This window comes from Pedobacter deserti (assembly GCF_024436415.1).
Classification (GTDB): domain Bacteria; phylum Bacteroidota; class Bacteroidia; order Sphingobacteriales; family Sphingobacteriaceae; genus Pedobacter; species Pedobacter faecalis.
Map to the genome: position 1 here is coordinate 1993967 of NZ_JAFMZQ010000001.1, position 16389 is coordinate 2010355.

The 16389-nt window shown below is 45.2% G+C and carries 15 protein-coding genes and 1 tRNA gene; 9 read left to right on the forward strand and 7 right to left on the reverse strand.

All coding sequences use genetic code 11. The features are described 5' to 3' along the window. Window position 1: 1 nt before the first annotated feature. From J3P40_RS09040 to sppA, 3 genes are read right to left on the reverse strand one after another with little or no spacing between them, the layout of a single operon-like run. The gene (locus J3P40_RS09040; protein WP_256004815.1) at window positions 2-604 is read right to left on the reverse strand and encodes a DUF4254 domain-containing protein; all 603 of its coding nucleotides are present in this window, start codon (window positions 602-604) and stop codon (window positions 2-4) included. 16 nt (window positions 605-620) lie between these two features. Next, entirely contained in the window at window positions 621-2300 is a 1680-nt protein-coding gene (locus J3P40_RS09045) for a DNA polymerase/3'-5' exonuclease PolX (RefSeq protein WP_256004816.1), read from the reverse strand. Window positions 2301-2315: 15 nt separating this feature from the next. After that, window positions 2316-4085, reverse strand: a complete 1770-nt coding sequence (gene sppA / locus J3P40_RS09050) for a signal peptide peptidase SppA (protein ID WP_256004817.1) — start codon at window positions 4083-4085, stop codon at window positions 2316-2318. A gap of 56 nt (window positions 4086-4141) precedes the next feature. Here sppA and folK point away from each other — a divergent pair, with 56 nt between their 5' ends. Together folK and J3P40_RS09060 are read left to right on the forward strand one after the other, a co-directional pair. Then, window positions 4142-4642: a 2-amino-4-hydroxy-6-hydroxymethyldihydropteridine diphosphokinase gene (gene folK / locus J3P40_RS09055; protein WP_256004818.1), complete on the forward strand. Its 501-nt coding sequence runs from the start codon at window positions 4142-4144 to the stop codon at window positions 4640-4642. An 8-nt stretch (window positions 4643-4650) separates the two neighbouring features. Then, window positions 4651-5028 carry an Hpt domain-containing protein gene (locus tag J3P40_RS09060; protein WP_256004819.1) on the forward strand — a complete coding sequence of 126 codons (378 nt, stop codon included), beginning with the start codon at window positions 4651-4653 and terminating at the stop codon, window positions 5026-5028. A 2-nt stretch (window positions 5029-5030) separates the two neighbouring features. On the opposite strand, the gene pssA is transcribed toward J3P40_RS09060, so the two are convergent. Both pssA and rho read right to left on the reverse strand, forming a co-directional pair. Next, window positions 5031-5708: a CDP-diacylglycerol--serine O-phosphatidyltransferase gene (gene pssA / locus J3P40_RS09065; protein WP_256004820.1), complete on the reverse strand. Its 678-nt coding sequence runs from the start codon at window positions 5706-5708 to the stop codon at window positions 5031-5033. A 6-nt stretch (window positions 5709-5714) separates the two neighbouring features. Beyond that, entirely contained in the window at window positions 5715-7385 is a 1671-nt protein-coding gene (gene rho / locus J3P40_RS09070) for a transcription termination factor Rho (protein ID WP_256004821.1), read from the reverse strand. A 254-nt stretch (window positions 7386-7639) separates the two neighbouring features. On the opposite strand from rho, the gene pyrF reads away from it, so the two are divergent. From pyrF to J3P40_RS09105, 7 genes are all read left to right on the forward strand, one after another. Next, the gene (gene pyrF, locus J3P40_RS09075; protein WP_256004822.1) at window positions 7640-8470 is read left to right on the forward strand and encodes an orotidine-5'-phosphate decarboxylase; all 831 of its coding nucleotides are present in this window, start codon (window positions 7640-7642) and stop codon (window positions 8468-8470) included. A gap of 45 nt (window positions 8471-8515) precedes the next feature. Next, a complete protein-coding gene (locus J3P40_RS09080; protein WP_256004823.1) occupies window positions 8516-9796 on the forward strand; it encodes a DUF2851 family protein in 1281 nt (426 codons plus the stop codon). A 2-nt stretch (window positions 9797-9798) separates the two neighbouring features. Further along, window positions 9799-10020 (forward strand): PspC domain-containing protein, encoded by a 222-nt coding sequence (locus tag J3P40_RS09085; protein ID WP_256004824.1) that lies wholly within the window; start codon window positions 9799-9801, stop codon window positions 10018-10020. A 218-nt stretch (window positions 10021-10238) separates the two neighbouring features. Further along, a complete protein-coding gene (locus J3P40_RS09090; protein ID WP_256004825.1) occupies window positions 10239-12794 on the forward strand; it encodes an FtsK/SpoIIIE family DNA translocase in 2556 nt (851 codons plus the stop codon). 10 nt (window positions 12795-12804) lie between these two features. Beyond that, the gene (lolA1, locus tag J3P40_RS09095) at window positions 12805-13461 is read left to right on the forward strand and encodes an outer membrane lipoprotein periplasmic chaperone LolA1 (RefSeq protein ID WP_256004826.1); all 657 of its coding nucleotides are present in this window, start codon (window positions 12805-12807) and stop codon (window positions 13459-13461) included. A 51-nt stretch (window positions 13462-13512) separates the two neighbouring features. Further along, a complete protein-coding gene (locus J3P40_RS09100; RefSeq protein ID WP_256004827.1) occupies window positions 13513-14277 on the forward strand; it encodes an MBL fold metallo-hydrolase in 765 nt (254 codons plus the stop codon). 21 nt (window positions 14278-14298) lie between these two features. Further along, window positions 14299-14381, forward strand: a tRNA-Leu gene (locus tag J3P40_RS09105). Window positions 14382-14724: 343 nt separating this feature from the next. On the opposite strand, the gene J3P40_RS09110 is transcribed toward J3P40_RS09105, so the two are convergent. Both J3P40_RS09110 and J3P40_RS09115 read right to left on the reverse strand, forming a co-directional pair. Further along, window positions 14725-14979 (reverse strand): hypothetical protein, encoded by a 255-nt coding sequence (locus J3P40_RS09110; RefSeq protein ID WP_256004828.1) that lies wholly within the window; start codon window positions 14977-14979, stop codon window positions 14725-14727. Between the two features lie 58 nt (window positions 14980-15037). Beyond that, the gene (locus J3P40_RS09115) at window positions 15038-16030 is read right to left on the reverse strand and encodes a virulence RhuM family protein/type II toxin-antitoxin system death-on-curing family toxin (protein WP_256004829.1); all 993 of its coding nucleotides are present in this window, start codon (window positions 16028-16030) and stop codon (window positions 15038-15040) included. Window positions 16031-16389: the final 359 nt, after the last annotated feature.

Below are 16389 nucleotides of genomic sequence, written 5' to 3' on the forward strand. Positions count from 1 at the left end.
CTTACCTGGCTTTATACAGCACCGGATTTAAGTTAGGGTCGTTATACATTTTCATCTGCCGGTACACCTTCATGTACTTATCACCGTTAGCGATGTCGCTAAGAAGCTCATCCAGACTAAGCGACAAGTCGGCACGCTGCAGCAGCAATATGTCAAGTTTCTCTTTGCAACTTGCGATATGTTCATCAGATACACCAGTCCGAAGAGTTTCCTCCTCCATGTGATAGACTTTCAGCGCCAGAATAGAGAGGCGGTCTACCACCCAGGCGGGGCTCTCAGAGTTGATCTTCGCGTCTGGCTTTGGTACCACGGTTTTATATTCCTCCAGAAAATAGCTGTCGATATACTCAACCACATCCGTCCGCTGCTGATTAGAGGCATCGATCCGGCGTTTCCACTGCAGCCCCTCTACAGGATCAATTTCCGGGTTGCGCACTACATCTTCCATATGCCACTGCGCGGTGTCTATCCAGCACTTCAGATACAACAAGTGCTCCAATGTACCCACCCGATAAGGATTTTCAATCGGCTTATCGATATGGTCGTACACGTGATACTCATCGATCACCTCCTGGAAGATTCTATTGCAAAGCTCACTAATCATCCGGTAAAGGTAAGCATTAGGAATTTTTATTACTGAAGTATTGAGATATTTCCTCGCGCGATAAAGCGTTGAGACAAGCGCTGGCATGCAGACCGCCTTTGCGGGCAACAAGTACACCATAGCGCATATCGTTTAGCTTTTCGGCACGGTGGGCATCAGGATTAATGGAAAGCATGACCCCTTTTTCCAGAGCATAGCGGTGCCACCTCCAGTCCAGGTCCAGGCGCAGCGGATTGGAATTAACCTCTATGGCAACGCCATTAGCCGCACAGGCGTCGATCACCTTACGATAGTCAATATCATAACCCTTCCGGCTAAGGAGCAGTCGCCCCGTAGGATGCCCCAGTATCGTCGTGTACGGGTTTTCAACTGCTTTCACCAAACGCGCGGTGGCTTTATCGCTATCCATGCGCAGGTTACTGTGCACAGAGGCCACTACGAAGTCGAACCGCTTAAGGATCTCTTCAGCATAGTCGAGCGAACCGTCGTACAAAATGTCACTTTCGATGCCTTTAAATATCCGGAATGGCGCCAGCTGTGCATTCAGGGAATCAATTTCCCTATGCTGCGCCTCAATACGCAGTTCATTAAGTCCATTAGCGTATACGGCCGACTTAGAATGATCGCAGATGCCGAAATATTCCAGTTGCAAATGATCACGGCAGTACAGCGCCATCTCCTCAAGCGTATTTACACCGTCGCTCCAGGTAGAGTGGTTGTGCAGGCATCCTTTTAGATCAGACAGCATGATCAGTTCCGGCATATTGCCCGATCTGGCCAGATCAGTTTCGCCTAATCCCTCACGGAGCTCCGGTTCAATAAAAGCCAACCCCGCAGTCCGGTAGATCGCTTCTTCACTATCAAAGGGCCCGGAACCGGCCAGGGCCAGAATCTCATCGGTATGTGCAGTACTTCCTGTATGCCTGAACCATTCCAGATAGAATTCGTCGCGCGGAACAACATGAAGGATAATATTAAGTCCGAAAGGGCTCGTACCACTGATTGTCCCCTCGGGTTGAACCTGCAAGACCAGCGGTTCGAATTCAGCTATCCTGGCTATCAGTTCGGCCGGGTGGTTTACACCGACAACCAGTTCGAGCTCCTCAACAACCTCCACACAGCGCCTGAAAGCACTTGCTATACCCAACAGGGGTTCGCCACTGATGCCGTTAAGCCATACCGCGAGGTCTTCATAAAGCTTGGCGGCAAGCGGCTCGGCCTGAGCATAAAGGAACTTTCCATGCGAAGCCATTTGGAACTCAAGAACCTTTTTAATTTCTTCCTGCGTCTTTAATCCGAAACCTTTAGCTTCTATCAGCCGGTTTTCGTTGCAGGCATAGTACAGTTCTCCGATATTTTCGATGCCCAGGGTCTTCCAAATGATGAGAACCTTTTTAGGTCCGATCCCTTTTACCGACAGCATTTCCACCACACCCTCCGGTGTATCCCTGAGCAGTTGCTCCAGATCGTTGATTTTTCCGCTTTGCAGAAGCTCCCAGATTTTACCTGATGTGCTTTTGCCGAGTCCGTCTATCCGGGCCATTTCATCCAGGCTTTTATCCTTAAGCACATAAGGAAGCTTATCAACCTTAAACGCGGCATTTGCCACAGTCTTAACCTTAAAAGAGTTCTCGCCGTGCAGCTCCATCAGCTGTGCAAGCAATTTGAGTGTCCGCGAAATGGCCTTATTCTCCATATAGGAAACAAAAAATTATTGAATAAATATATGGAATGGTAAGCGCGTTTGGACGCCGGTTTTTGATAATGCTGATTTAAGCTTTTGATAAACAGTGTAGTGCTCGCCCAGTTCGCGTTCCGCAAAATAGGCCTTAACTTTATCTGTGCCGCCATCCATCAATGATTTGATCGGACTAAGCATTTCAGGATATTCCACAACCCGGTATTCCTTGAGGTTTGCCTTCTTAGCAGCTGCAGCAATGGCCTCGTTAAAACTTCCTGTGCGGTCGGCCAGACCAATCTTTACGGCGTCGGTACCCACCCAAACGCGTCCGCCGGCAATGCTGTCTACATAAGATTTGCTCTTTTTACGTCCCTCTGCAACCCTGCTCAGGAAACTGTCGTATACCCGGTTCACGTCGTTTTGCACAATAAGACGCTCACCCGATGTCATCGGCCTTTCCATGCTCATAATATCTGCATATTTACCGGTTTTAACCCCGTCGAAAGTAATGCCCAGCTTGTTGTTAAGCAGATTTTGAAGGTTAGGGATAACGCCGAAGACGCCGATGGAACCTGTTATGGTGTTCGGCTGCACAAAAATAGAATCTGCAGCACAGGCAATATAGTATCCGCCCGAAGCTGCAACGTCACCAAAAGAAGCGATCACAGGCTTCACTTTCCTGGCAAGCAGGACTTCGCGCCAGATCACGTCGGATGCCAGGGCACTTCCACCGGGGGAATTAACCCTCAAAACGATGGCATGAACCATAGAATCCGTTCGTGCTTTTCTGATTGCCCTGGAAAGCCGCTCAGATCCGATCTCTTCATTAGACCCCTCGCCGCCCATGATATCTCCGTTTGCGTAAATTACTGCTACCCGTTTTTTACCAGCCCCAGTCTCCGCTTTCGCGTTTTTGGCATACTCATTTATGGTAATGGTGTTTAAATCCTTGTCTTTTTCTTTACCGCTAAGCGTTCTTAATTCATCAAGCACTTCGTCCTTATATTTCAGCCCGTCTACCAGTTTAGCGCTCAGCGCATCGGAAGGCTGCTGAATCTTATAGTTGTCGGCCATATCATGCAGATCGGCTACTGCTATTTTTCTTGCAGACCCGATCCCCTGGAGGAAGGTATTATAAAGGCCATTAAGATAAGCGGATACCTGTTCGCGGTTTTTGTCGCTCATGCCTTCGGCCATGAAGGGCTCTACAGCGCTTTTATAGCTGCCCACACGAACAATCTGCGCCTCGATACCAAGCTTATCCAGTGCACCTTTAAAAAACATGATCTTACTGCTAAACCCCTTCAGCTCCAGTGCACCTTGCGGATTAAGGTATACTTTATCGGCCACCGAGGCTACGTAAAAGGCATTTTGGGTGTAAACTTCGCTGTAAGCAATTACTTTTTTACCGCTCTTCCTAAAGTCAGCCAGCGCATCGCGAATCTCCTTAAGCGTCGCAAACCCCGCCTGGGGCATACTTGCGCTAACGTAAACACATTCAATCCGGTCATCATCCTTCGCCTTTTTTAAGGCCTTAATAATATCGTAGAAACCTATGCGTTTTTCGCCGTCGGTACCAATAATCGGGAGATTGGCAAAAGCATCACTCGGCGTACGCTCCAGAATCTGTTGATCGAGGTTTAAATACAAAACTGTATTGTTGTCGACCACCGATACACTCTCATCGTCCAGCGTAGATACCAGACCGATAAAAAGACCCAAAGCAATGGCAAATAGTATTGCGCCTGAAATGGCCACGCCAACGATGGTTGCAAAAACGTACTTAAAAAATTCTCTCATCTACTGGTTATATGTTTAATTTGTAAATATAAGTAAAATCGCCCTCAAGGGCTTGTATGAAATTGGAGTCAGGAAATGTCTTTTTGTTACTTGGCAGTAACATGGGAGATAGGGAAAAGCTAATCGAAAATGCGCTGAAAAAGGTAGAAGAAACTATCGGTCGGGTGGTATCGCGTTCTGCTGTATATCATACTGCCGCCTGGGGCAAGGAAGATCAGGAGTCGTTTCTGAATATAGCCGTAGCGGTGAAGACCACACTTGCGCCGCTGGCTGTATTAGAAGCTGCGCTTCTCATTGAAGAAGAGCTGGGAAGGGTGAGGAAGGAGAAATGGGGAGCGAGGCTGATCGATATCGATATCATTTTGTATGATAATGAGGTTGTTGATCTGCCCGGTCGCTTGCAAATCCCGCATCCGGAAATGCAAAGGCGGAGATTTGTACTCGAGCCCTTGTCTGAAATTGCCCCGCAACGCATGCACCCGGTGCTGAATAAGTCTGTCGCAGAATTATTACAGGGCCTGGGAGATAATTTGTCTGTGTCCCGGATTAATTCATAGTTTTGTATATGATTGATGCGCAAAAGAATAACGAACCCCTTGATCTTTCCTATTTACGGGAAATGGCGGGCGACAGCCCTGAATTCATTATAGAAATGATCGATCTCTTTAAGCAGCAGACGCCCGCTTACATCGAAGAATTGCAGAGCGCTGTGGCCGCTAAAGACTGGTCGAGGGTAGCGGCTAGTGCACATAAAATTAAACCTACCTTTACCTATGTAGGACGGGCCGACGCCAAAACATATATGCAGTGGATTGAGACCAGCGCAAAAGAAGGCTCAGATCTTGACCGCCTTCCTGCCGCTATACAGGAAATCTCCGCGTTCACAGAAATCTTATACGTGCAGCTTGACCAGGCAAGAAGCGAGATGCAGCGTCAGTTGTAGGATCAGGCCTTTCTGAAGTGCAGTATCGACGAAGCAATGTAGAGCAGCAGTATAAAAGGAACCGCCACAAATTGTAAAGCCACAATCAGGATAGCAGACACCAGCAGGAATATATACTTTATCTTATTTGCCTCCCATTGCGTGGAACTGAATTTCAGGGAAAAGATCCTGATTTCGCTAACCAACAGCCAGCTTAGCACAGCAGTAAGGCCCAGAAGCAGTAGCGTTGAGCCGGTGACCTCCGGGTAGTCCCGCCCGATAAAAGGCAGGGAGACCACAAATAAAGTGTTCATAGGCGTATTCAGGCCTATAAAATCTTCCGTCTGCCTGGTATCTATATTGAACTTAGCCAGCCTCAAGGCAGAAAATATCGTGATCATAAAACCCAGGTAGGGCACATACGCACTCGTAAAGTCACTCTCCTTAAGCAACATGTACATGACAACACCGGGGAGAAAGCCGAAGCTTACCATGTCGGCCAGAGAATCCAGTTCTTTCCCGATGGCCGACTTCACATGGAGCAATCGTGCCGCCATCCCGTCGAAGAAATCGAACAGGCCTGACAGCAGCACGAAATATGCGGCTGTTTCCAGCGCGCCGTTAAAGGCATAAATAATCCCGATGCAGCCTGAGAAAAGATTTGCACAGGTAATTGCATTCGGGATGTATTTTTTTATCATTCAGCCTTAGCTATTCATGGAAATAAGGAACTCCTCGTTGCTCTTTGTACCGCGAATCTGCTGCTGCACAAACTCCATAGCTTCCTGTGAATTCATGTCGGCCAGGTGGTTACGCAAAATCCAAACTCGTTGTAATGTATCTCTGTCATGCAGCAGGTCGTCGCGTCTTGTGCTCGATGCGGTAATATCCACAGCAGGGAAAATACGCTTGTTCGATAATTTACGATCCAGTTGAAGTTCCATGTTACCGGTACCTTTGAATTCCTCAAAGATAACCTCATCCATTTTGGAACCGGTATCGGTAAGCGCAGTAGCCAGTATGGTTAGCGATCCGCCTTTTTCGATATTTCTTGCTGCACCAAAGAAGCGCTTAGGCTTATGCAAAGCGTTCGCGTCTACACCACCAGACAAAATCTTACCCGAAGCAGGAGCGGTGGTATTGTAAGCACGCGCCAGCCTGGTGATCGAGTCGAGCAGAATGACCACATCATGACCGCATTCAACCAGACGCTTAGCTTTCTCCAGAACAATGTTCGCAATCTTAACGTGCCTGTCGGCCGGTTCATCAAAAGTTGACGCAATCACCTCCGCACGTACACTGCGCGCCATGTCGGTAACCTCTTCCGGACGCTCATCTATCAATAAGATGATAAGATACACCTCTGGGTGGTTCTTCGCAATGGCGTTGGCAACCTCTTTAAGCAAATTGGTCTTACCCGTTTTTGGCTGCGCCACGATAAGTCCGCGCTGCCCTTTACCTATTGGTGTAAAGAGGTCTATAATCCGGGTAGAATAGTTGTTGGTCTCGGTAAACAGGTTCAGTCGCTCAGTTGGGAACAAAGGCGTCAGATAGTCAAAAGGTACACGATCCCTCACATCAGCAGGAAGGCGTCCGTTGATGGTCTCAACCCGGACGAGAGGAAAATACTTCTCACCCTCTTTTGGCGGACGGATGCTGCCTTTTACAGTATCACCGGTTTTTAAGCCGAATAGCTTTATCTGCGATTGAGATACATATATATCATCAGGAGACGACAGATAGTTATAATCGGCAGATCTCAGGAAGCCATAGCCATCAGGCATAATTTCCAATACGCCCTCATTGGTAATGGTATTATCAAAATCCAGGTTCGAGTAGCTGTTCTCGATCTGTTTGGAGGTATTGTTTCCTGGCTGACCTTTAGGTTTGTTGCCGTCTTTATTCGGGTTTGGCTTTTTTTCAGGTGCTGCCGCGCGGTTTACTTCAGTTGCAGGTTCAGCAGTCTTGTCAACTGCGACTTCCGCTCTCGGCATTTCAAGTGCGTCACCGGCTGCAGATCCATCCATTGCAGCAGCAGGTTCTGCAACACGTTCGGCCGCAACAGGTGCTTTCTGTTCTTCAAATAAAGATGCGTTGTTGAAAGGCCTGGTTTTCGGACCGTCCTCATCCTTGTTTATGCGGATTCTCTTCCGGGCAGGCTTCTCCGCCAAAGCCTCGCCAGATGCCGCAGCTTTTACAGGTTTGCTTGCAGGAACCCTTTCCTGTTTGTCGCTTCCAGATTCCTGTTCAGATATCTGGGCAATGATTTCAACCAGCTCCGCTTTTCGAAGCTCCTCAGCGTTAAGAATACCTTTTGATTTTGCAATCTCACGCAATTCAGCCGTGAGTTTTTCGTTTAATTCCGTTTTGTTAAACATTATGTAGTTGTCGAGAATTTTTTTCAGGGTTTACCAGCGAACAAGGCAGAAAATGCAGTTATTAAAAATTTTTGATAACAAGATTTTAATGAGATTTTCTGAATGCCCAGATAAACTTTTAGAGAATTATGGTGCAATTGTATGTATTTGTCGCCGAAACTCCAAGAAAAACTGAAAATAAATTCGGTGTAAAGTTCCGGTAAACTCCCGAAATAATTTCTAAAATCGACATCTTTGCGCAAAATAAGCAAGTGATGAACAAGCAGCAACTCATTGAACAAATTAAAATCAAAAAGTCATTCTTATGCATAGGTTTGGATCCGGTTAAGGAAAACCTGCCGCCGCATTTGCTGAAATACGACAACCCTGTTCTGGAGTTTAACAAGCAAATCATCGACGCTACGAAAGACCTTTGCGTTGCCTATAAGCCCAATACAGCTTTTTACGAATGTATGGGCTTAGTGGGTTGGCAGACGCTTATGCAGACCTGGGAATACATTCCAAAAGATGTATTAACCATTGCAGACGCCAAGCGGGGCGACATCGGGAACACCTCTTCGATGTATGCCGAAGCATTTTTCAATCAGGATAAATCGGGAATGAGCTTTGATGCCGTTACGGTAGCCCCATATATGGGACATGATTCTGTAGGGCCATTCCTCAACTATAAAGACAAATGGGTCATCCTGCTGGCCCTAACTTCCAATGCAGGGCACAGCGATTTTCAGTTGCTTGAATCGCAAAATGGTAAATTTTATGAAGAAGTGATCCGCACTTCGGCCAGTTGGGGCGGGAGTGAGCAGATGATGTACGTGGTAGGAGCTACCCGGGGAGCAGAATTTGCTGCGGTTCGTAAACTGGCTCCCGATCACTTTTTACTCGTACCTGGCGTGGGTGCACAAGGCGGAAGCCTCAGCGAGGTGTGCAAGTATGGCCTTACGCCCGACTGTGGTTTGCTCGTAAACGCTGCCCGTTCCATCATCTATGCCGGCAAAGGGGAAGATTTCGCTGAGAAAGCCCGTGAAGAGGCGTTAAAACTTCAGCAGGAAATGCAGCAAATCCTGGAGGCCGCTCAAATAAAGTAGGCAGGCGGGTTGTTCCGAAACATGCAATTCGATTAAGTTCGCTGCATGTATATCTCGGAAGGGCTGCTGCAGTTTATATGGCAGCACAGATTGATCAGACCCGGGCAACTTTTCTGCGTCGACGGCCGGCAGATTGAGATCCAGAAGCCAGGCATGCTCAACCAGCACGCTGGGCCCGACTTTAACCATGCCCGCATCGTTATTTCCAATACACTGTGGGTGGGTGACGTAGAAGTTCATACCCGATCGTCCGACTGGCTTTTGCATCGTCACCATCTAAATGCAGCATACGATCCGGTCATCCTTCATGTCGTCTATGATCACGATATGAATATCTCCCGTCAGGACGGAACTGAGATTCCCGTTTTATGCCTCAGGGGTTTGTTCGACGAAGCTCTTGGCTATAAATACAAACAGCTGATCGGTGCGGCAAGTAAATTTCCATGCGAGGCGCTGATCGGTCAGGTTCCCCGGATCGCTATCGAAAGTACATTATCCAGAATGATGGTCACCCGCCTCCAGGAAAAGTCGGCCGAAATTCTGAATACCTTAAAGCGTACAAAGGGTGATTGGAGTGAGACCTTTTATATTACCCTTGCCAGAAACTTCGGATTTAATGTAAATGCGGCACCATTTGAGCTATTGGCCTGCAGTTTGCCCAGCCACATTCTGGCCAGGCATGCCCACCGGCCCCTCGAGATTGAAGCATTGATATTTGGTCAGGCCGGTTTTCTTGATCAATCCTTTTCCGAGGATTATCCGGCCCGGCTAAGGAGCATGTATGGCTTCTTGAAGACCAAGTATCAGCTCTGCAGTATCGACAAGTCCTTATGGAAATTTTTGAGGATGCGTCCCCATAGTTTTCCCACCATACGTCTTGCACAATTCTCAGCCTGCATCCGGAAATCAGCCGGTATATTTTCAAAGGTTACTGCCTGCCGCGACTTAAAGACCTTATATAAGTTGTTCAGCGATCTGCCCGTCTACCCATACTGGCGTACGCACTGCCATTTCGGGAAACCTGCGGCCGAGAGAAGCCTTCAGCCGGGCATAGGCTCTGTTGAGAACATTGCGATCAACACCTGCTGCTATGTGCTGTTTGCTTTTGGCAAACATACTGGTCAGCCTAAATACATAGACCGTGCACTACACTTTCTCGACGCTATTCAGCCCGAAAGCAATGCCATCCTGAAAAAATATGCCGATGCCGGTCTGACGCCAAACAATGCATTTGAATCTCAGGCGTTATTACAATTAAATAAATACTACTGCAAACAAAAGAAATGTTTAAATTGTGGTATTGGAATAAAGATATTAAAGCAATAGGCATGTTCCAGAGAATCCTTACGTTTTTCGAAAAGCAAAGTTTCGGCGTTTGCACAAAGCTTGCCGGTTATTTAGGTATGTCTATAAGTAAGATCAGGCTGTTTTTTATCTACTCCTCTTTCCTTGCCGTGGGCTTTCCCATTATTTTTTATATCATGGCCGCTATCGTACTTGATGTTAGAAGATATGTGAAAAGGATCAGGCTAAAGGTATGGGATATTTAACACCTGTAAATAAAAGCCCGCTTAACATCCATTAAGCGGGCTTTTTACCTAAAACAAAACTATATCTAAAATTCAAAAACTTTGTGTGTTTTGTTTATATGACTGGCATCGTATGCTAAGGTTTAAAGGACTTATTCAGGTTTTTAATTTATTTTTATAAAGTTGCTTGGCTTGAACAGTTTATCTAAGTTTGTTGATTATTTATTTTCAGTCCAAAAATGGCGGTAAGAGGAAACCAGTTTAAGTCTAATTCATTTAAAAATGAGGCTGTTGACAAGCAAAGCGTGCGGTCGGGCGGCACCCGAAGGACAACGGAAAAAAGGGATATTTTGCCTACGCTCGACCTCCAGGACGGAAGGCTGGTAAAAATAATCGGGCTGGTATTTATTATATTTTCCCTTTACTTTCTCATCGCATTTACTTCCTACCTGTTTACCTGGCAAGACGATCATAGTTATGTGATTGATGCAAACGGCGGCTGGGGCAACCTTTTCAAAACCTATGAAGAACTGCAGAACGTAAATATCAATCCGGATGTGCAAAACTGGCTGGGCAAACTTGGTGCCCTGCTGGCCCATCAGTTCATTTATGAATGGTTTGGCCTGGCTTCGTTCCTGTTCATCATGATTTTCTTTGTGATCGGATACCGCCTTTTGTTTAAGGTAAAGATCTTTGCCATCGAAAAGATGCTCGCCTACAGCCTTTTCTTTTTGATTTTCATTTCACTGACCCTCGGTTTTTTGCACGCTTTCATGAGCAATACGCCACATTTTGTGGAAGGGGAGTTTGGTTACTGGGCCAACAAGCTGCTTGTTGCGCAGATTGGCACAGCGGGCGTGGGCGGACTGATCATCTTTCTGGCACTCACAGTTTTGATTATCGCTTATAACATCGATTTTAAATTGCCGGAGCGGAAATTGGAGCCCAAAGCGGATGAGATGGTCCCTGACGTTCCCGAACACGTTGAGTTGGAAAACGAAATCAGATCGGAGCCTGTAGAATTTACACTGAACGACCGCCTGGGCAGTCAGCGTAAAAAGGAACAGAACGTCGTGATCGCTCCCTCAAGGTTTGAGCCGGAACGGGAACCGGAACTTGAGCCTGATGCAGTGCTACCGGCAGCAGTGGCGCCTGCAGTGCCTTTACCAGTTGAAGTTAACCTGCCTGTTGCCGAAACCCTGGTTAAAGCAGAGCCGGAACTCACGGTAGAAAAAACCGAGGAGGAGAAGAAATCTGAGGAACTTATCGAACAGTTCGGACACTACGATCCGACCTTAGACCTGGCCAGCTACAGGTATCCCCATCTGGATCTCCTGGAAAACTACGGCTCCAACAAAATCTCTGTAAACGCAGACGAGCTTGAAGCCAATAAAAACAAGATCGTAGAAACACTCAATCATTATAATATTGAGATCGATAAAATCAAGGCAACGATAGGGCCTACCGTTACGCTGTATGAGATTATCCCTGCACCAGGTGTCAGAATTTCAAAGATCAAGAACCTGGAAGACGATATTGCACTAAGTCTGGCCGCCCTTGGTATCCGTATCATTGCGCCAATGCCCGGAAAGGGCACCATAGGTATCGAAGTGCCCAACCTTCATCCGGAGATGGTTTCGATGCGCAGCATACTGGCCACGGAGAAATTCCAGCAGACCGCTATGGACCTGCCTATTGCCTTGGGTAAAACGATATCAAACGAGGTCTACATTGCCGACCTGTCTAAGATGCCTCACCTGCTTGTCGCCGGAGCCACAGGTCAGGGTAAATCCGTTGGTATCAACTCTATTTTGGTATCCCTGCTTTACAAAAAACATCCATCGCAGCTTAAGCTGGTGCTGGTCGACCCGAAAAAAGTGGAACTTACCTTGTTCAACAAGATCGAGCGGCACTTCCTGGCCAAACTTCCGGGCGAAGCTGATGCCATTATTACCGATACCAAGAAGGTGATCAACACGCTGAACTCTCTATGCATTGAAATGGATCAGCGTTACGATCTTCTTAAAGATGCACAGGTAAGGAACCTGAAAGAATACAATGATAAATTTATCAAGCGTAAGCTGAACCCGAACAATTCGCACCGCTTCCTGCCATATATTGTGCTTATCGTCGACGAATTTGCCGATCTGATGATGACCGCAGGAAAAGAGGTTGAGACCCCGATCGCCAGGCTTGCGCAGCTTGCCAGGGCGGTAGGTATACACCTTGTTCTGGCTACGCAAAGACCTTCGGTAAACATTATTACAGGAACGATTAAAGCCAATTTCCCGGCGAGGCTTGCCTTTAGGGTGTTGTCAAAAATAGATTCCAGGACGATATTAGATAGCGGGGGGGCCGACCAGCTTATCGGACGGGGAGATATGCTGCTTTCTACGGGCAACGATCTGATCCGCTTACAGTGTGCGTTCGTGGACACCCCTGAGGTAGATCGTATTTCAGATTTTATCGGCGTACAGCGTGGCTATCCTGAAGCATATCAATTGCCGGAGTACATAGACGAAGCGGCAGAATCCGCCAAACTCGATTTTGATCCCAATGACCGGGATGGGATGTTTGAAGATGCAGCAAGACTGATCGTGATGCATCAGCAGGGCTCTACCTCCCTCATACAGCGCAAGCTTAAACTCGGCTATAACCGGGCAGGTCGTATCATCGATCAGCTTGAAGCGGCAGGCATCGTTGGCCCGTTTGAGGGAAGTAAGGCGCGCGAAGTACTGATTCCTGACGAATACGCTTTGGAACAGTTCTTGAATGACCTGGATAATAATAAATAAAGGAGAAAAGATGAGAAGGACCTTATTATTGATGTCGACCGCAGTTGCGATGATGGCCTCCGTGGCTGTCTACGGCCAAAATGATGCTAAAGCAAAGGCTATACTAGACCAGGTAAGCAAAAAATACCGCTCGTACGATGTGGTGAAAAGTGATTTCACATTCACCATGGATAATCCCCAGTCTAAAACCAGGGAATCACAGCAAGGCACACTCTATGTGCGCGCCAAAACCAATAAATACCGCATCGAAATGACCAGTCAGCACCTGATCAGTGATGGTAAAAGTCAGTGGACCTATTTGAAGGATGATAAAGAGGTACAGATTGTGGAGGCCGACCAAAGTGCAGACGCCTTAAACCCGGCAAAGATGTTTACCATTTATGAGCGCGGTTTTAAATACACTTACACCGGCGAAAGCAAGTCGGCCGGCAAAGTATATCAAACGATAGATCTGGCGCCAATAGACACAAAAAAAGCTTACTTCAAGATCCGGCTCAGTATAGATAAAGTCGCAAAACGTATTGCTAACGTCCTGATCTTCGATAAGAACGGCAACAAGTATAATTATAACATCAAAACATTTGTCCCCAATGTTAAAGTGCCCGAAAGTACATTCACTTTCGACGCCAAGAAATATCCGGGCGTGGAAGTTGTTGATCTGAGATAAATATATTTCGGCAATTTTTTCTATGTTTGAGCGCTAAGCAGATCATTTGTTTTGAAAATCACTATTCTAGGATCCGGAACTTCCCAAGGCATTCCCGTTATCACCTGCAACTGCGCCGTATGCCAGTCGGACGACGCCCGGGATAAACGCCTACGTGTTTCGGTGCTTATAGAAACCGGCGATAAGACCATAGTGATAGATAGCGGCCCCGATTTCAGATACCAGATGCTGCGGGCAAATGTAAAAGATCTTGACGCGATCATTTACACCCATGAGCATCGCGACCATGTAGCCGGACTCGACGATATCAGGCCGTTCAACTATCTGTTGAAGAAGGATATTGATATCTATGCAACAACACAGGTTCAGGACAATCTGAAACGGGAGTTCTCCTACATATTCTCAGAAATACGATATCCCGGACTGCCTCAGTTAACCCTGCATACCATAGACGCAGCGCCGTTCCATATCGGGCAAACCGAAATCACGCCGCTTGAAATTATGCATTACAAGCTTCCCATTCTGGGCTTCAAGATCAAAGACTTCGTCTATATCACCGATGCAAAGACGATATCCGATGCAACTCTGGAAAAGATCCGGGGCTGCAATGTATTGGTTTTGAATGCCTTGCAAAAGGAAGATCATATCTCACACTTTACTTTAGAAGAAGCCATTGCTTTTGCTAAGAAAGTAGGGGCCGAGACCACCTATTTTACGCATATCAGCCACAATATGGGTCTTCATGCCCAGGTAGAGCAGGAATTGCCAGAAAATATGAAATTAGCTTATGATGGCTTGACATTATCTTGTGAATAAGTATATATTTGCAGGAAATATACCCGGGTGGCGAAATTGGTAGACGCACCATCTTGAGGGGGTGGCGCCTTACGGGCGTGGCAGTTCGAATCTGCTTCCGGGTACATCCAACTTATCCAATATTGGATAGGTTCTCCGAAAATAGTTGTATCGGAATTATAAAAATGCCTTCAGATATATCTGAAGGCATTTTTATATTGTCATCTCAATTTTCTTACGATGATATAATATATTATTCTAGGCTAACATGGATTAAAGCTTATGGAGATTTCTGTCAATGAGCGTAGTACTTTGCAAGGATCTATAACTAATTGGAAGTTTAATGTTGTATATAGGTCCTTCATTCCTATTTTTTTATTTTTAGTTTTTCGGACAACTCTAATTATGTTTTTACAAGACATTTTCAGGACTATGCTACCATCGTTTGTTTTGTAGGTTTCTGTTATGTCAGATTCCATAATGTAACATTCCCTTACTAAGTATTTTGTTAATTTTTTTTTTGTGTTTTGGATTTTTGAATATTCTTTGATTTTTTTCGTTTTCATTGAGGTGTAAAATAACTATTTGCTCTAAACCTTCAAAGGGAACATTATTTGCAATCCAATCCTCTGTTATTAAAGATGTGTCTAGTTTAAGTTTAATAAAATAGGGTAATTCAGAATCGCTTATTGAGGTAGCGGTAGTAGGATTTTTCAAAAGCATAGATTTGGTTTAATGAATGGTAGTAGCATATTTGGTTGCTGCAATTTAGGTTTTTTTGCTAATTGTTAACGTTAATCAAGTTGACAATCACCTTTACCATCATTTCTTTTTCTTCAGATTTGCTTTCAGCAATCATTAGGGTCAGTGCAACCAGTGCATTATCTGCAATGCGTTTAGAACCATCCGATTTATATAGGATGTCATTTTTATCAAGAAACCAAACAAAAAGGTAAGCGGCAATCCGTTTATTACCATCCGAGAAAGAATGGTTTTTAACTACAAAGTACAGCAAGTTTGCAGCCTTTTCTTCTACGCTTGGATATAAATCTATACCGCCAAATGTTTGATATATGGCAGCGATAGAACCTTTGAAGGATTGATCTTTTTCATTTCCAAATAGAGAACTTCCTCCGAATTTTTCTTTTAGGTCTGTTATAGCTTGCTTTGCTTCTATGTAGTCTATTATAAATAAGTCAATTGCGGTTGTCCCCTCAATTTTCAACTGTTGATGATCATACTTATCCAAGATATCCAATGCATAAGCGTAATCAGTCACTACTCTTAGCAAGCCTGTCGCTTCATCAGAATTCAGCTCCTTATTTGCTAAAACACTGCTTAATAAGTTGACCGTACTTTTAAGTTCGTTCAGATGTTTTTGCTGTTCTTTGAGCCGTTTCTGGTCGATAGCATAACCTTTTAAGAGATACTCCTTCAAAACGTTACTCGCCCAAATTCGAAATTGAGTGCCTTGCTTTGAATTTACCCTATAACCTATCGAGATTATAACATCGAGATTATAATATTCAATTGTTCTTTCTACTATTCTATTTCCCTCTTTTTGAACTGTTGCTTTTTTTGCAACAGTTGCTTCTTGCTTCAATTCTTCTTCCTTGTATATGTTATTTAGATGCCTGGAAATCGTTGATTTGTTTTTGTAAAATAGATCTGAAATCTGATTTAAAGTTAGCCATACAGTGTCATTCTCAATCTTTACATCAATAGCGGTTTTGCCGTTCTCTATCTGATAAATAATAATTTGATCCTTAGCCATCTCCAATAGATTTAGTGCTAACGTATGTATAAATTATGAAAAATAGGTAATCATCTTATCCAATATTGGATCACGCGTGTTTAGAAATCATTGATTGCTGAAAGCAAAAGGCCGATTATTGTTTTTCAAAAGTATTTGCTTACCAATGCGCAAATTTTCTAGTTCTATATTATGGGATATACGGGTGCGCAAAAACTAATTTATAAATTCCATACTCACAACTTATATAAAACCTTTGCCTTTCAAGTCTTGAATAATTGGATCTAGAATCATGCAGAAGCGTTTTAAATGTTCAAAGTACTCCTGCTTCCGGGTACGCAAGGAGATTGATCGTTTTTAGAAAGGTCTTATCCGCCTAT

What these genes read in the sequence shown, in the direction of transcription:
- J3P40_RS09040 (WP_256004815.1), bottom strand. Translation starts at nt 604, where the DNA reads ATGATTAGTGAGCTTTGCAATAGAATCTTCCAGGAGGTGATCGATGAG.
- J3P40_RS09045 (WP_256004816.1), bottom strand. Translation starts at nt 2,300, where the DNA reads ATGGAGAATAAGGCCATTTCGCGGACACTCAAATTGCTTGCACAGCTG.
- sppA (WP_256004817.1), bottom strand. Translation starts at nt 4,085, where the DNA reads ATGAGAGAATTTTTTAAGTACGTTTTTGCAACCATCGTTGGCGTGGCC.
- folK (WP_256004818.1), top strand. Translation starts at nt 4,142, where the DNA reads ATGAAATTGGAGTCAGGAAATGTCTTTTTGTTACTTGGCAGTAACATG.
- J3P40_RS09060 (WP_256004819.1), top strand. Translation starts at nt 4,651, where the DNA reads ATGATTGATGCGCAAAAGAATAACGAACCCCTTGATCTTTCCTATTTA.
- pssA (WP_256004820.1), bottom strand. Translation starts at nt 5,708, where the DNA reads ATGATAAAAAAATACATCCCGAATGCAATTACCTGTGCAAATCTTTTC.
- rho (WP_256004821.1), bottom strand. Translation starts at nt 7,385, where the DNA reads ATGTTTAACAAAACGGAATTAAACGAAAAACTCACGGCTGAATTGCGT.
- pyrF (WP_256004822.1), top strand. Translation starts at nt 7,640, where the DNA reads ATGAACAAGCAGCAACTCATTGAACAAATTAAAATCAAAAAGTCATTC.
- J3P40_RS09080 (WP_256004823.1), top strand. Translation starts at nt 8,516, where the DNA reads ATGTATATCTCGGAAGGGCTGCTGCAGTTTATATGGCAGCACAGATTG.
- J3P40_RS09085 (WP_256004824.1), top strand. Translation starts at nt 9,799, where the DNA reads ATGTTCCAGAGAATCCTTACGTTTTTCGAAAAGCAAAGTTTCGGCGTT.
- J3P40_RS09090 (WP_256004825.1), top strand. Translation starts at nt 10,239, where the DNA reads ATGGCGGTAAGAGGAAACCAGTTTAAGTCTAATTCATTTAAAAATGAG.
- lolA1 (WP_256004826.1), top strand. Translation starts at nt 12,805, where the DNA reads ATGAGAAGGACCTTATTATTGATGTCGACCGCAGTTGCGATGATGGCC.
- J3P40_RS09110 (WP_256004828.1), bottom strand. Translation starts at nt 14,979, where the DNA reads ATGCTTTTGAAAAATCCTACTACCGCTACCTCAATAAGCGATTCTGAA.
- J3P40_RS09115 (WP_256004829.1), bottom strand. Translation starts at nt 16,030, where the DNA reads ATGGCTAAGGATCAAATTATTATTTATCAGATAGAGAACGGCAAAACC.